This window comes from Promicromonospora sp. NPDC060204 (genome assembly GCF_042728455.1).
GTDB lineage: Bacteria > Actinomycetota > Actinomycetes > Actinomycetales > Cellulomonadaceae > Promicromonospora.
In genome coordinates this window covers 1-12,965 of sequence record NZ_JBHWZO010000049.1, presented here as the reverse complement: position 1 = coordinate 12,965, position 12,965 = coordinate 1, and the positions used below count along the sequence as shown (strand labels likewise).

The 12,965-nt window shown below is 72.3% G+C and carries 10 protein-coding genes; 8 read left to right on the top strand and 2 right to left on the bottom strand.

Translation table 11 applies throughout. The annotated features are described in order from the left end of the window. The first annotated feature begins 15 nt into the window (after positions 1-15). The 6 genes from ACFWEJ_RS08865 to ACFWEJ_RS08840 all read left to right on the top strand — a co-directional run bounded on the left by ACFWEJ_RS08865 (position 16) and on the right by ACFWEJ_RS08840 (position 9,232). A complete protein-coding gene (locus ACFWEJ_RS08865; RefSeq protein ID WP_377228836.1) occupies positions 16-2,433 on the top strand; it encodes a beta-glucosidase in 2,418 nt (805 codons plus the stop codon). Then, positions 2,430-4,004, top strand: a complete 1,575-nt coding sequence (locus ACFWEJ_RS08860; RefSeq protein ID WP_377228835.1) for a glycoside hydrolase family 43 protein — start codon at positions 2,430-2,432, stop codon at positions 4,002-4,004. The genes ACFWEJ_RS08865 and ACFWEJ_RS08860 overlap by 4 nt, the downstream gene beginning before the upstream one ends. 26 nt (positions 4,005-4,030) lie before the next feature. Next, positions 4,031-4,387 carry an RNA-binding S4 domain-containing protein gene (locus tag ACFWEJ_RS08855; protein WP_377228834.1) on the top strand — a complete coding sequence of 119 codons (357 nt, stop codon included), beginning with the start codon at positions 4,031-4,033 and terminating at the stop codon, positions 4,385-4,387. Between the two features lie 156 nt (positions 4,388-4,543). Next, the gene (locus ACFWEJ_RS08850) at positions 4,544-7,597 is read left to right on the top strand and encodes a S8 family serine peptidase (protein ID WP_377228833.1); all 3,054 of its coding nucleotides are present in this window, start codon (positions 4,544-4,546) and stop codon (positions 7,595-7,597) included. 89 nt (positions 7,598-7,686) lie between these two features. After that, positions 7,687-8,082, top strand: coding sequence for a hypothetical protein (locus ACFWEJ_RS08845; RefSeq protein ID WP_377228832.1), 396 nt, complete (start codon positions 7,687-7,689; stop codon positions 8,080-8,082). A gap of 10 nt (positions 8,083-8,092) precedes the next feature. After that, entirely contained in the window at positions 8,093-9,232 is a 1,140-nt protein-coding gene (locus tag ACFWEJ_RS08840; RefSeq protein WP_377228831.1) for a dipeptidase, read from the top strand. A gap of 1 nt (position 9,233) precedes the next feature. On the opposite strand, the gene ACFWEJ_RS08835 is transcribed toward ACFWEJ_RS08840, so the two are convergent. Further along, the gene (locus ACFWEJ_RS08835; RefSeq protein ID WP_026366117.1) at positions 9,234-9,506 is read right to left on the bottom strand and encodes a hypothetical protein; all 273 of its coding nucleotides are present in this window, start codon (positions 9,504-9,506) and stop codon (positions 9,234-9,236) included. 198 nt (positions 9,507-9,704) lie between these two features. Then, positions 9,705-10,247, bottom strand: a complete 543-nt coding sequence (locus tag ACFWEJ_RS08830) for a GNAT family N-acetyltransferase (protein ID WP_377228830.1) — start codon at positions 10,245-10,247, stop codon at positions 9,705-9,707. Between the two features lie 150 nt (positions 10,248-10,397). Here ACFWEJ_RS08830 and dnaK point away from each other — a divergent pair, with 150 nt between their 5' ends. Continuing rightward, positions 10,398-12,263 (top strand): molecular chaperone DnaK, encoded by a 1,866-nt coding sequence (dnaK, locus tag ACFWEJ_RS08825; RefSeq protein WP_377228829.1) that lies wholly within the window; start codon positions 10,398-10,400, stop codon positions 12,261-12,263. Then, entirely contained in the window at positions 12,260-12,931 is a 672-nt protein-coding gene (gene grpE, locus ACFWEJ_RS08820) for a nucleotide exchange factor GrpE (RefSeq protein ID WP_377228828.1), read from the top strand. Before dnaK ends, grpE begins: the two co-directional genes overlap by 4 nt. Positions 12,932-12,965 lie beyond the last annotated feature (34 nt).

The window sequence follows — 12,965 nt, the reverse complement described above, 5'->3', positions numbered from 1 at the left end:
AAAGGAACACGTTCCATGACGGAGCTGTCGTCGGCGCTGAGGGCGATGCCCGAGGTATCGGAGCGCGTGCGTGACCTGCACGCACGGATGACCCTCGAGGAGAAGCTGGCCCAGCTTGTCGGGTACTGGCTGGACCAGGGCGGCAACGTCGTGGCCCCGATGCAGGGCGAGATGGCGGGCGGCCAGGGCACCGTCGCGCTCCCGGACATCACGCGGCACGGCCTGGGGCACTACACCCGCGTGTACGGCACGCGGCCGGTGGACCCGGCCGAGCGCGCCGCGTGGCTCTGGGACGAGCAGCGCAGGATCAAGCGCGAGACGCGCCTGGGTATCCCCGCGCTGGTCCACGAGGAGTGCCTCACGGGCCTGGCCGCCTGGAAGGCGGCGACCTTCCCGACGCCGCTCGCGTGGGGTGCGTCGTTCGACCCGGAGCTGGTCGAGGAGATGGGCCGGCTCATCGGCGAGTCCATGCGCGAGCTGGGCATCCACCAGGGCCTCGCGCCGGTGCTCGACGTCATCCGGGACCCCCGCTGGGGCCGGGTGGACGAGTGCATCGGCGAGGACCCGTACCTCGTCGGCACGGTCGGCACCTCGTACGTCCGCGGCATGCAGGGCGCGGGCGTGCACGCCACGCTCAAGCACTTCGTCGCGTACTCCTCCTCCAAGGCGGGGCGCAACCACGCCCCGGTGAGCGCGGGCCCGCGCGAGATCGCCGACGTCTTCCTGCCGCCCTTCGAGATGGCCGTGGTCGACGGCGGGGTGCGGTCCGTCATGGCCTCGTACAACGACGTCGACGGCGTGCCGATGCACTCGTCGCACGAGTACCTCACGGAGCTGCTCCGTGAGCAGTGGGGGTTCGACGGCGTCGTGGTCGCCGACTACTTCGGTGTCGCGTTCCTGAGCGTGATGCACGCGATCGCCGCCGACCGGGGCGCCGCCGCCGCGGCCGCCCTCCAGGCCGGCGTCGACGTCGAGCTGCCCTCCGGTGACGCCTACCTCGAACCGCTGGCCGCGCTCGTCAAGGACGGCGACGTCCCGGTCGAGGTGGTGGACCGGGCCGTGCTGCGCGCCCTCAAGCAGAAGGAGGAGCTCGGGCTCCTCGAGCCGGACGTGTACGAGGACGAGCCGCCGGCCGTCGTCGACCTCGACTCGCCCGCGCACCGCGACGTCGCCCGGCGCCTCGCCGAGGAGTCGGTGGTGCTGCTGGCGAACGACGGCGTGCTGCCGCTCGGGTCCTGGCACGACAAGCCGGCCCGCGTGGCCGTGATCGGGCCCAACGCCGACCGGCCCGAGGCCTTGATGGGCTGCTACTCGTTCGCCAACCACGTGCTGGCGCACCACCCCGGTGTGCCCAACGGCTTCGAGATCCCGTCCCTGGCCGAGGCCCTGGCGACGGAGCTCGGCGGCCTGGGCGCGCCCGAGCTCACCCTCGCGCGGGGCTGCGCCGTCGAGGGCGACGACACCTCCGGGTTCGCCGAGGCCGTCGCCGCCGCCGAGGCGGCGGACGTGGCGGTCGTCGTGGTGGGTGACCAGGCCGGGCTGTTCGGCCGCGGCACCGTGGGCGAGGGCAACGACAGCGAGTCGCTCGACCTGCCCGGCGTGCAGCGCGAGCTGGTCGAGGCGGTGCTCGCCACCGGCAAGCCCGTCGTGATGGTGCTGCTCACCGGCCGCCCCTACGCGATCGGCTGGGCGCTCGACGGCGACGGGTCCGGCGGGCGCACGCCCGGCGCCGTCCTCCAGGCGTTCTTCCCGGGCGAGGAGGGCGGCACGGCGCTCGCGGGCGTGCTCTCGGGCCGCGTGAACCCGTCCGGGCGCCTGCCCGTGTCGCTGCCGCGGTCGGCCGGTGCGCAGCCCTACTCGTACCTGCACCCGATCCTGGGCGGGGCGTCCGAGGTGACGTCGACCGACTCCACGCCGGTGCGCGCCTTCGGGTTCGGCCTGTCGTACACGACGTTCGAGCGCGAGCTCGTGTCCGTGGACCCGTCGGTCGAGGCGGGCGGCACGTTCCGCGCCGTCGTCGCGGTGACGAACGCGGGCGAGGTGGCCGGCTCCGACGTCGTGCAGCTCTACGGGCACGACGTGGTGAGCTCGGTCGCGCGGCCCACGACGCAGCTGCTCGGCTACCACCGGGTGGACCTGGCGCCGGGGGAGTCGACGACCATCGCGTTCGACGTGCCGACCACGCGGTTCGCGTTCAGCGACCGCAAGATGGTCCGGATCGTCGAGCCCGGGGACGTCGAGGTCTGGGTCGGCGCGCACGCGGCTGACAACGTTGTCAGGGTGGTGGCCGAGGGCATCGCCGACCTGAACGAGCCGAACGACTCCGCGCCCGTCCTGCCGCCGTCGGCCCGCCGCATCGTCGCCATCACGGGCGACGTGCACGAGGTCACGACGTCGGACAGCCGGTGGGTCGACACCACCGCGGCGCCGTGACGGCTGTCAGCAACCCCGTCCTGCCGGGCTGCTACCCCGACCCGACGATCTGTCGGGTCGGGGCGGAGTACTACCTCGTCACCTCGACGTTCGAGTACTTTCCCGGTCTGCCGGTGTTCCGCAGCCGCGACCTGGTGCACTGGGAGCAGATCGGGCACGCGCTCGACCGGGCGGGGCAGCTCGACATGCAGGGGATCGCGTCGTCGGGCGGGCTGTACGCGCCGACGCTGCGGCACCACGACGGGATGTTCTGGCTGGTCTGCACCCTCGTGGACCAGCGGGACAGCACGCGGGGCGGCAACTTCGTGCTGACCGCGACCGACCCGGCGGGGCCGTGGTCCGACCCCGTCTGGCTGGACGAGGACGGTATCGACCCCTCGCTGTTCTTCGACGACGACGGCCGGGTCTGGCTGCACGGGACCCGCCTCGCCCGCGAACCCGAGTGGCACGACCAGACCGAGGTCTGGCTGCGCGAGCTCGACCCGGCCACGATGCGGTTGACCGGACCCGAGCACGTGCTCTGGCGGGGCGCGGTGCTGGGTGCCGTGTGGGCGGAGGGGCCGCACCTCTACCGGGTGGACGGGACGTACTACCTGCTCGCCGCCGAGGGGGGCACCGAGTTCCACCACGCGATCTCCGTGGCCCGGTCCGAGTCGGTGACCGGCCCGTACGTCGGCAACAAGGCCAACCCGGTGCTGACGCACCGGCACCTGGGGCGGGACGTGGACGTCGTCGGTGTCGGGCACGCCGATCTGGTGGAGGCGCCCGACGGGTCGTGGTGGGCCGTGCTGCTCGCCATGCGCCCGTACGGTGGCTACCACTACAACCTCGGCCGGGAGACGTTCCTCGTGCCCGTGACGTGGGAGGACGGCTGGCCGGTCTTCGCGCCGGGACAGGGCCGCGTGCCGGCGGTGGTGGAGGTGCCGGACGGCGTCCGGGCGGACGACGTCGTTGCCGGCCCGAGCGCCGCCTGGCCGCCCGCCGGACCGGTGCTGCCCGGCGACCTGCGGTGGACCGGTCTGCGGGGTCCCGCAGACTTCGCCGAGCCGAACGGGGACGGCTGGCTGCTGCGCGTGCTCCCGCAGAACCTGACGGATGCGGCCACGCCGGCCTTCCTGGGTGTGCGCCAGCAGCACCAGGACGTCACGGTGCGGACCGTGCTGCGGTTCGACCCTGCGGGGCCGGACGAGCACGCGGGTCTCGCGGTGCGGCAGTCCGAACGGGACCACGTGCTGCTGGTGGTGGCGGGCGCGCTCGACACCGGCGACCGCCGGGTGCTCGCGATACACCACCGGGCGGGCGAGGCCACCGTGCTCGGGGAGCGGCCGCTGCCCCCGGGCGACGCCCCCGTCACCCTGGCCGTGCAGGCGAGCGGGCAGGACTACGTCCTGCTCGCGGGGGTCGGGGAGGAGCTGCCGACCCCGGTCGCGACCGCCGACGGGCGCACCCTCGACAGCGTCTCGGCAGGAGGCTTCCTGGGTGTCTGGCTGGGCCTGGTCGCGACGAGCAACGGCACGCCGTCGGCCGGGATCGTGACCGTGGAGCGGTTCGAGTACCAGCCGTCCGTCTGACGGCGCAGCGGTGGGAGGATGGGGCGGTGCGCATCGACGTCTGGCTGTGGGCGGTGCGGCTGACCAAGAGCCGGTCGGTCGCGGCGGAGCTGTGCCGGAGCGGCCGGGTCCGGATCAACGACAAGGTGGCCAAGCCGTCCGCGTCCGTCGCGGTCGGCGACCGGGTGACGTGGCGCGACCCGCTCCGGGACCGGGACATCGAGGTCGTCGAGCTGCTGCTCAAGCGGGTGGGGGCGCCCCTGGCCGTCAAGGCCTACCTCGACCACAGCCCCGCGCTGCCGACGCGGGTGGAGCGCGAGGCCGTCGGGCTGCGTGACCGGGGTACCGGGCGACCCACCAAGCGGGAGCGACGCGACATCGACCGGCTGCGCGGACGGGGCTGAGAGCGCTTCCCCCGGCGGGAGCCCGAGCGGGTGATTTCTGCCAGTTTACGGGGTCTGTGGGCGGTCCGGCCGCTAGTGTGCGGCTGTCTTCCCTGCCGTGACCGGCGGGGTCTCCGCCCGTGACGGGGCACCCCATCACCCTTTCGGAGCGGCCCCATGTCTCGTCGCACGTTAGTGACCCGCGCCGTCGCCTCCGCGGCGACCGTCGCGTTCCTCGCCTCCCCGGCCGCGGCCGTCGCGGCGCCCGACCCCGCCAACGAGGACGGACCGGCATCCCGCCCGAGCGCGGCCCCGCAGGTGGCGCGCAGCGCCGTCGACCCGGCCGACAAGATCACCACCGCGGCCACGAAGGCCTTCCGCGCCGAGGAGGAGACCGACTTCTGGCTGCGGTTCGCCGGCGAGACCGACCTGTCGGCGGCCGGCGGCATCACGAGCTGGTCCGAGCGCGGCGACTACGTGTACGAGACCCTCAAGGCGGCCGCCGACGCGTCCCAGGAGCAGGCGATCGCCGCCCTGGAGGAGTCCGGCACCGAGTACACCTCGTACTGGGCCACGAACGCGATCCTGGTCGAGGACGGCTCGCTCGCGCTGGCGACCGACCTCGCCGCGGACGCACAGGTCCTGGAGGTGCGCCCGACGACGCGCCACGCGCTCGAGGAGCCCGAGTCGACGGACGGCGCCGCGCCCGACGCTGCGGCCACCTCGACGTACGGCATCAAGGCGATCAACGCCGACGACATGTGGGCCGCGGGCTTCACCGGCGACGGCATCGTCGTGGCCGGCCTGGACACCGGCGTGAGCCGCACCCACCCGGCGCTGTCCGCGCAGTACCGCGGCGCGACGTCGGGCAGCAACTACAACTGGTTCGACTCCACGGGCGCCGGCGCCACCAGCCCCCGGGACGACAACGGGCACGGCACGCACACCATGGGCACCATGGTCGGCACCGACGACGGCGCGATGAACATCGGCGTCGCCCCCGGTGCGGAGTGGATCGCGGCGAACGGCTGCGCCGACGACTGCGCGGACGCCACGCTCATCGCGTCCGGCCAGTGGCTCCTGGCACCCACCCGGCTCGACGGCACCGGCGCCGACCCGGCCAAGCGCCCGCACGTCGTGAACAACTCGTGGGGCCTGTCGCTGTCGAGCGACCCGTTCATGGAGGACGTCATCGGCGCCTGGGAGGCGGCGGGCATCTTCAGCACCTGGTCCAACGGCAACGACGGCGAGCTGGGCTGCGAGTCCTCCGGCAGCCCGGGCTCGCGGCAGGCGTCGTACTCGGTCGGCGCGTTCACGCCGTCGGGCACCATCGCGCCCTACTCCTCGCGCGGTCCCGGACAGAGCGGGACCGTGAAGCCCGACATCGCCGCGCCCGGCAGCTCGGTCCGTTCGGCCGTCCCCGGCGGCGGGTACGAGCAGTGGGACGGCACGTCGATGGCCGCCCCGCACGTCGCGGGCGCCGTCGCGCTCCTGTGGGACGCCGTGCCGGCGCTGGTGGGCAACGTGCCCGCCACCCGCGCGCTCCTGGACGGTTCCGCCAAGGACGTGAACGACACCTCCTGCGGCGGGAACGCCGACGACAACAACGTGTGGGGCGAGGGCAAGCTCGACGTCCTCGCGGCGTACCAGGCGGCGCAGGGGCAGACGTTCGCCGTCACGCCCGCCCCCGTGATCAACTCCCTCGAACCGTCCGTGGGCGGCATGCTGGTCGTGGACCCGGACCCGGTCTGGGACCCGGTTGCCGACTTCACCTACCAGTGGCGCCGGGACGGCGCGATGATCTCCGGCGCGAACAAGTTCGTGTACCAGCCGCAGCCGGCGGACGCGGGCGCGCGCATCACCGTGACCGTCGTCGGCTCGGCCGAGGGCTACCTCCCGACCGCGGTGACCAGCGAGCCCACCGAGCCGATCGGCATCGGTGACCTCGCCTCCAGCGCCCCGACGATCAGCCCGACCGCCAAGGTGGGCACCACCCTCTACGCGAAGTCGGGCACCTGGACCTCGGGCACCACGTTCACGTACCAGTGGTTCGCGAACGGCACGGCGATCTCCGGCGCCACCGGCTTCACCTTCGTGCCCACCAGCACGCACCGCGGCAAGCAGCTGACCGTCACCCTCTCCGGCAAGCGGGCGGGCTACACGCCCGAATCGCGCACGAGCCCGGCCGTCACGGTGGGCTACGGCGCGTTCGTGATGGCGGCGCCGCGCATCTCCGGGATGTCCTACCCGGGCGCCACCGTGTCCGCGGTCGCCCCGCCGGCCACGCCCGCGCGGACCACCACCACGTACCAGTGGAAGATCGACGGCAAGAACATCTCGGGCGCGACGAAGTCGACGTTCAAGATCCCGACGTCGTACGACGGCCGCAAGCTCACGGTGACCGTGACGGGCAAGCGTCCGGGCATCTCGACGAAGTCCGTGACCTCGGCCCACTCCACGGTCGACGCCAAGTTCTCGGCGTCGCCCACGCCCACCATCTCGGGCAGCGCCCGGGTGGGCGCGAAGCTCACGGTGAAGACCGGCACGTGGAAGCCGTCGCCCGCGTTCACCTACCAGTGGCTCGCCGACAGCGTGCCGATCTCCGGCGCCACCAGCTCGTCGTACACCGTCAAGGGGCCGCAGCTCGGCAAGAAGATCTCGGTGGTCGTCACCGCCCGGAAGTTCGGGTACGCGACCGTCGTCCGGACCGGCGGGCCGACCGGCGCCGTCGCCAAGCCGGCCACGGCGATCCCCGCGAACGGCGGGTTCCTCGTGGGCAGCAACAGCGTCGCCCCGGGCACCTATGTGGCCCAGGCGGGCACGCGGTTCTGCGCGTGGCAGCGGGAGTCCCGGACCGAGGTCCTGGGCTGGGACTACGGGTTCGGCCAGCGGATCGCCAACGTGAAGTCGACCGACTTCGCCTTCTGGTCCGACGAGTGCGGCGCGTGGAGCAAGTACTACTCGGGCATGGCGGCGCCGAAGACGCGCACGTTCAACAACGGCGTGTACGTGCTCGGCGACCAGCTCCAGCGCGGCACCTACGTGACCACCGGTCCGGCCAACGGGGAGGGGGGCGGCTGCTACTACGCGGTCCTCAAGGAGTTCACCGCCGACGCGAGCCGGGACCAGCTCGTGGAGTACGCCTCGGTGACCGAGCCGACGACGGTCACGCTGCCGTCCACGGCCAAGGGGTTCGAGACGGCCAACTGCACCTGGCAGCGGGTGAGCTGACGTCGCTACCGTCAGGCCTGCAGGTCGCCGAGGGGTGACCTGCAGGCCTGACCTGTCTGCTGAGACCCGCACGGAGACCTGGAGGCACGTTGGCCGACGAGTGGCGCCCCGGCATCCGGCGCGAGCTCCTGCCCGGCCGGTCCGAGGCTGAGCTCGCCGGGCTCTCGCTCGGCGCGGCGGTGGCCGGGATGACCGCCGCCGTGCTCGTCCTGGTCCTGCTGTTCCTCGACGCGCGGCTCTGGGTCTGGGCGCTCCTGCCCTCCGCGGTCGCCGTCGCCGGGATCGCCGCGGGCGGCCTGCTCGACCGGTCGGCCGCCCGGCGCCAGGTGCGGGAGGCGCGGGCCGGGTACACGACGGTCGCGGCCGAGCGGATCGACCTGGAGTACGTCGAGGCCCGGACGGGCCAGCTCGTGCGCCGCGCGGGCGAGCTGCTCACGACCTACGAGCTCCGGGCGCGGCTCAACAGGGTCCGGGCGGCGGGGTAGCGTCGCCCGCATGACGACCGCAGACCGCCTCGCCGCGCTCCTCGAGAAGCACCCCGTCTGGGACGGGCACAACGACCTCCCGTGGGAGCTGCGCGAGCAGTCGTTCTACGACCTCTCCGCCGTCGACATCGCCCACCGCCTCACGACCACCCACACGGATCTGCCCCGCCTGCGCGACGGCGGCGTGGGCGCCCAGTTCTGGTCCGTGTACGTGCCCTCGCAGCTCCAGGGCGGCGCCGCCGTGACGGCCACGCTCGAGCAGGTCGACTGCGTGCACCGCCTGGTCGAGCGGTACCCGGACAGCCTGCGGCTCGCCCGGACCGCGGCCGACGTCGAGCAGGCCTGGAGCGACGGCCGCATCGCCAGTCTCATGGGCGCGGAGGGCGGCCACTCGATCGACGGGTCGCTGGGCGTGCTGCGCATGCTCCACGCGCTCGGCGTGCGGTACATGACGCTCACGCACAACGACAACGTGCCGTGGGCGGACTCCGCCACCGACGAGGAGGTGCTGGGCGGCCTCTCGCCGTTCGGCGAGGACGTGGTGCGCGAGATGAACCGCATCGGCATGCTGGTGGACCTCTCGCACACCTCCGCGGGCACCATGCGGCACGCGCTGCGGGTCACCTCGGCCCCGGTGATCTTCAGCCACTCCAGCGCCCGCGCCGTCTGCGACGTCCCCCGCAACGTGCCCGACGACGTGCTCGGCACCCTCGCCGCCAACGGCGGCGTGTGCATGGTGACGTTCGTGCCGCAGTTCGTGTCGTCCGCCGTCGCGGAGTGGCGGGCCGAGGGCGCCCGGGCCGCCGCCGAGGAGGGCATCGCCAACACGGACCTCGGTGCGTTCGAGCCGTTCATGGCGCGGTGGCGCGACGAGCACCCGCAGCCGCGCAGCACCCTGTCCGACGTCGTCGCGCACGTCGAGCACGTGCGGGAGGTCGCCGGCGTCGACCACGTGGGCCTCGGCGGCGACTACGACGGCACGCCCAACCTGCCCGAGGGGCTGGAGGACGTCACGGGCTACCCGCGCCTGCTCGCGGCCCTCGCGGACAACGGCTGGTCCGACGCCGACCTCGGCAAGCTGACCAGCGGCAACACGCTGCGGGTGCTGCGCGACGCGGAGTCGGTGGCGGCCCGGACCGCACAGGGGTGACTCAGCTCGGGAGCTGGACCACCTTGCGCTGGAAGCCCAGGGCCACCTTCTGCAGCGACTCCAGGGGTTCCTGCTCGTTGTGGTAGCTGATCTGCCGCAGCATCGACCCGGACGACGCGAGCAGCGCGACGATCACGTCGCGTGCGTCCTCGCGCGTCTCGAGCGCCTCCTGCAGCAGGTCCTGGACGTGAGGTGATCTGAGGCCGTCTTCTTCGGGATCGAGCAGCGCTGTCAGGAGCGCGATCGACAACGAGCTCCCGTGGATGCTTGCCATGGTGGTCTCCCCCGGTCGGGGCCCGGAGTCCCGGGCATCAGGCACCCGCGGGCTGGCCCGCGGGGTACTCGTCCGATGCCCCACCCCCTGTGGCCTCGGCCGTGCACCCTTGTGTACCGCACGTGAGAGCGTCGCGCCTGTTGACAGGGGCGAAAAGATGGCGGACGGCGGGGTGTCGTGGTGCTCCGGCCGGCCGGATCAACCGTGCAGGATGAGCTGGAACACGACGTGGTCCTGCCACTCGCCGGCGATCTTGAGGTAGCTGGGCGCGAACCCGATGCGCTCGAAGCCGACCTGCGTCAGCACGGCCTGCGACGCCGTGTTGTGCGGCAGCGTGGCCGCCTGCAGGCGGTGCAGGCCCAGGTCGTCCCGGGCGTGGGCCACGAGCGCCCCGACGGCCCTGGTCATCAGGCCGCGCCCGGTGTATCCGGCGTCCAGCCAGTAGCCGAGGTGCCCGTTCTCGAACGCCCCGTGGACCACGTCGGTGAGGTTCAGCCGGCCCACGATCAGGCCGTCCGACTCGAGCACGGTGTACAGCCCGCGGCCGGTCGAGTTCTCCAGGACCTGTGTCCACAGGCGCTCCCGGTGCCAGTCGGCGGTGTAGAACTCCTCGGGCCGCTCGGGTTCCCACGGGGCGAGGTGCGCGCGGTTGCGGACGTAGGCGTCGGCGAGCGCGACGGCGTCGTCCTTGCTGAGCTCGCGCAGCGCGACGTCGGCCGTCAGTGCGGCATGGAAGGGCATGCTGCTCACGATAATCCCGCCGGGAACTTTTCAGCCCCGCTCATAGTTGAGTGAAGTGGACTCAACTTTGCGAGGGTCGGCTTGCTTCCTCGCGGACACCGGCTTAAGTTGAGTGCAGCAGACTCAATCTGTCGAAGGAAGGCAGCAGACATGGCACGCGCAGTAGGTATCGACCTCGGTACGACGAACTCGGTGGTGGCGGTCCTCGAGGGCGGGGAGCCCACCGTCATCGCCAACGCGGAGGGCTCGCGGACCACCCCCTCGGTGGTCGCGTTCTCCAAGACGGGCGAGGTCCTGGTCGGTGAGGTCGCCAAGCGGCAGGCCGTCACCAACGTGGACCGCACCATCTCCTCGGTCAAGCGCCACATGGGCACGGACTGGACCGTCGACATCGACGACAAGAAGTACACCGCGCAGGAGATCTCGGCCCGCATCCTGGGCAAGCTCAAGCGCGACGCCGAGGAGTACCTGGGCGAGCCCGTCACCGAGGCCGTCATCACGGTCCCGGCGTACTTCAACGACGCCGAGCGTCAGGCGACCAAGGACGCCGGCCAGATCGCCGGCCTGGACGTCAAGCGCATCGTCAACGAGCCCACCGCGGCCGCGCTCGCCTACGGCCTGGAGAAGGGCAAGGAGGACGAGCTCATCCTGGTCTTCGACCTCGGTGGCGGCACGTTCGACGTCTCCCTCCTCGAGGTGGGCAAGGACGAGGACGACTTCTCGACCATCCAGGTGCGCGCCACCTCCGGCGACAACCGCCTCGGTGGTGACGACTGGGACCAGCGCGTCGTGGAGCACCTCATCAAGCAGGTGAAGAACTCCTCGGGCGTCGACCTGTCGAAGGACAAGATCGCCCTGCAGCGCCTCCGTGAGGCCGCTGAGCAGGCCAAGAAGGAGCTCTCGTCCGCGACGAGCACCAACATCTCGATGCAGTACCTCTCGATGAGCGAGAACGGCCCCATCCACCTGGACGAGAAGCTCACGCGGGCTCAGTTCCAGCAGATGACGCAGGACCTCATCGACCGCACCAAGGCGCCGTTCCACGCCGTGATCCGCGACGCCGGCATCTCGGTCTCCGACATCGACCACGTGGTGCTCGTGGGTGGTTCCACCCGTATGCCCGCCGTGACCGAGGTCGTCAAGGAGCTCACCGGTGGCCGCGAGCCCAACAAGGGCGTGAACCCGGACGAGGTCGTCGCCGTCGGCGCCGTGCTGCAGGCCGGTGTCATCTCCGGTGACCGCAAGGACGTCCTGCTGATCGACGTCACCCCGCTCTCGCTCGGTATCGAGACCAAGGGTGGCGTGATGACCAAGCTCATCGAGCGCAACACCGCGATCCCGACCAAGCGCAGCGAGGTCTTCTCCACGGCGGACGACAACCAGCCGTCCGTGGCGATCCAGGTGTTCCAGGGCGAGCGCGAGTTCACCCGCGACAACAAGCCGCTGGGCGTCTTCGAGCTCACCGGCATCGCGCCGGCCCCGCGCGGCGTGCCGCAGATCGAGGTCACCTTCGACATCGACGCGAACGGCATCGTGCACGTGTCCGCCAAGGACCGTGGCACGGGCATGGAGCAGTCGATGAAGATCACGGGCGGCTCCGCGCTCCCCAAGGACGACATCGACCGCATGGTCAAGGACGCCGAGCTGCACGCCGAGGAGGACAAGAAGCGGCGCGAGGAGGCGGACACCCGCAACCAGGCCGAGGCCTTCGCGTACTCCATGGAGAAGCAGATCGCGGACAACCGCGACAAGCTCCCGGCCGAGGTCGTCACCGAGGTCGAGGCCGACATCGCCGCCGTGAAGGCCGCGCTCGAGGCCGAGGACGCCGACGCCGTGAAGAGCTCGTACGAGAAGCTCGGCGCGTCGTCGCAGAAGATCGGCGAGGCGCTGTACGCGGCCGAGCAGCCCGCGGCGCAGGGTGCCGAGGGCAACCCGCAGCCGGCGAACGCCCAGTCCGCCAACGACGAGGACGTCGTCGACGCCGAGATCGTGGACGACGAGGACGAGCGCAAGTGACGGACGAGCACCAGCAGGGACCCCCCGAGCCCGAGGGCTCGGGGGAGCACCCCTTCCAGTTCACGGACAAGCGCAAGGTGAACGCCTCCGGCGACGAGGCGCGCCCGGCCGAGCCCGCTCCGGCGGACGACGCCGCCGCGGCGGACGACTCCGCCGCGACCCCCGCCCAGGGGGACGCGTCGGGCGACCCGCTGGCCGGGCTCGACTTCGAGCCCTCCGGTGACGCCGCCGAGGCGTCCGCGGTCCTCAAGGCCAAGGCCGAGGCGGCGGAGCACCTGGACGCGCTGCAGCGCGAGCGGGCCAGCTTCACGAACTACCGCAACCGGGCGCTGCGCGACCAGGACGCCGCGCGCGACCGGGGCGTGCAGGACGTGCTGGCGGCGCTTCTGCCCGTGCTCGACGACGTCGAGCGCGCGAAGCAGCACGGCGAGCTGAGCGGTCCCATGGCGGCGATCGCGGAGAAGCTCGACCAGAGCCTGCAGAAGTTCGGCGTCGAGCGGTTCGGCAAGGTGGGGGAGGAGTTCGACCCCACCCTGCACGAGGCGCTCATGCACTCGACCGACGCGGACGCGACGGCCGCCACGGTGAACCTCGTGGTGGAGCCCGGGTACAAGATCGGCGACAAGGTGGTCCGGGCGGCGCGCGTAGGCGTCGTCGGGCCCGAGTAGTCCTGGTTCCCGGCGGCCGGGCCCGACCCTGACG

Coding starts and splice junctions, on each gene's coding strand:
- ACFWEJ_RS08865 (WP_377228836.1), top strand. CDS start 16: ATGACGGAGCTGTCGTCGGCGCTGAGGGCGATGCCCGAGGTATCGGAG.
- ACFWEJ_RS08850 (WP_377228833.1), top strand. CDS start 4,544: ATGTCTCGTCGCACGTTAGTGACCCGCGCCGTCGCCTCCGCGGCGACC.
- ACFWEJ_RS08840 (WP_377228831.1), top strand. CDS start 8,093: ATGACGACCGCAGACCGCCTCGCCGCGCTCCTCGAGAAGCACCCCGTC.
- ACFWEJ_RS08835 (WP_026366117.1), bottom strand. CDS start 9,506: ATGGCAAGCATCCACGGGAGCTCGTTGTCGATCGCGCTCCTGACAGCG.
- ACFWEJ_RS08830 (WP_377228830.1), bottom strand. CDS start 10,247: ATGCCCTTCCATGCCGCACTGACGGCCGACGTCGCGCTGCGCGAGCTC.
- dnaK (WP_377228829.1), top strand. CDS start 10,398: ATGGCACGCGCAGTAGGTATCGACCTCGGTACGACGAACTCGGTGGTG.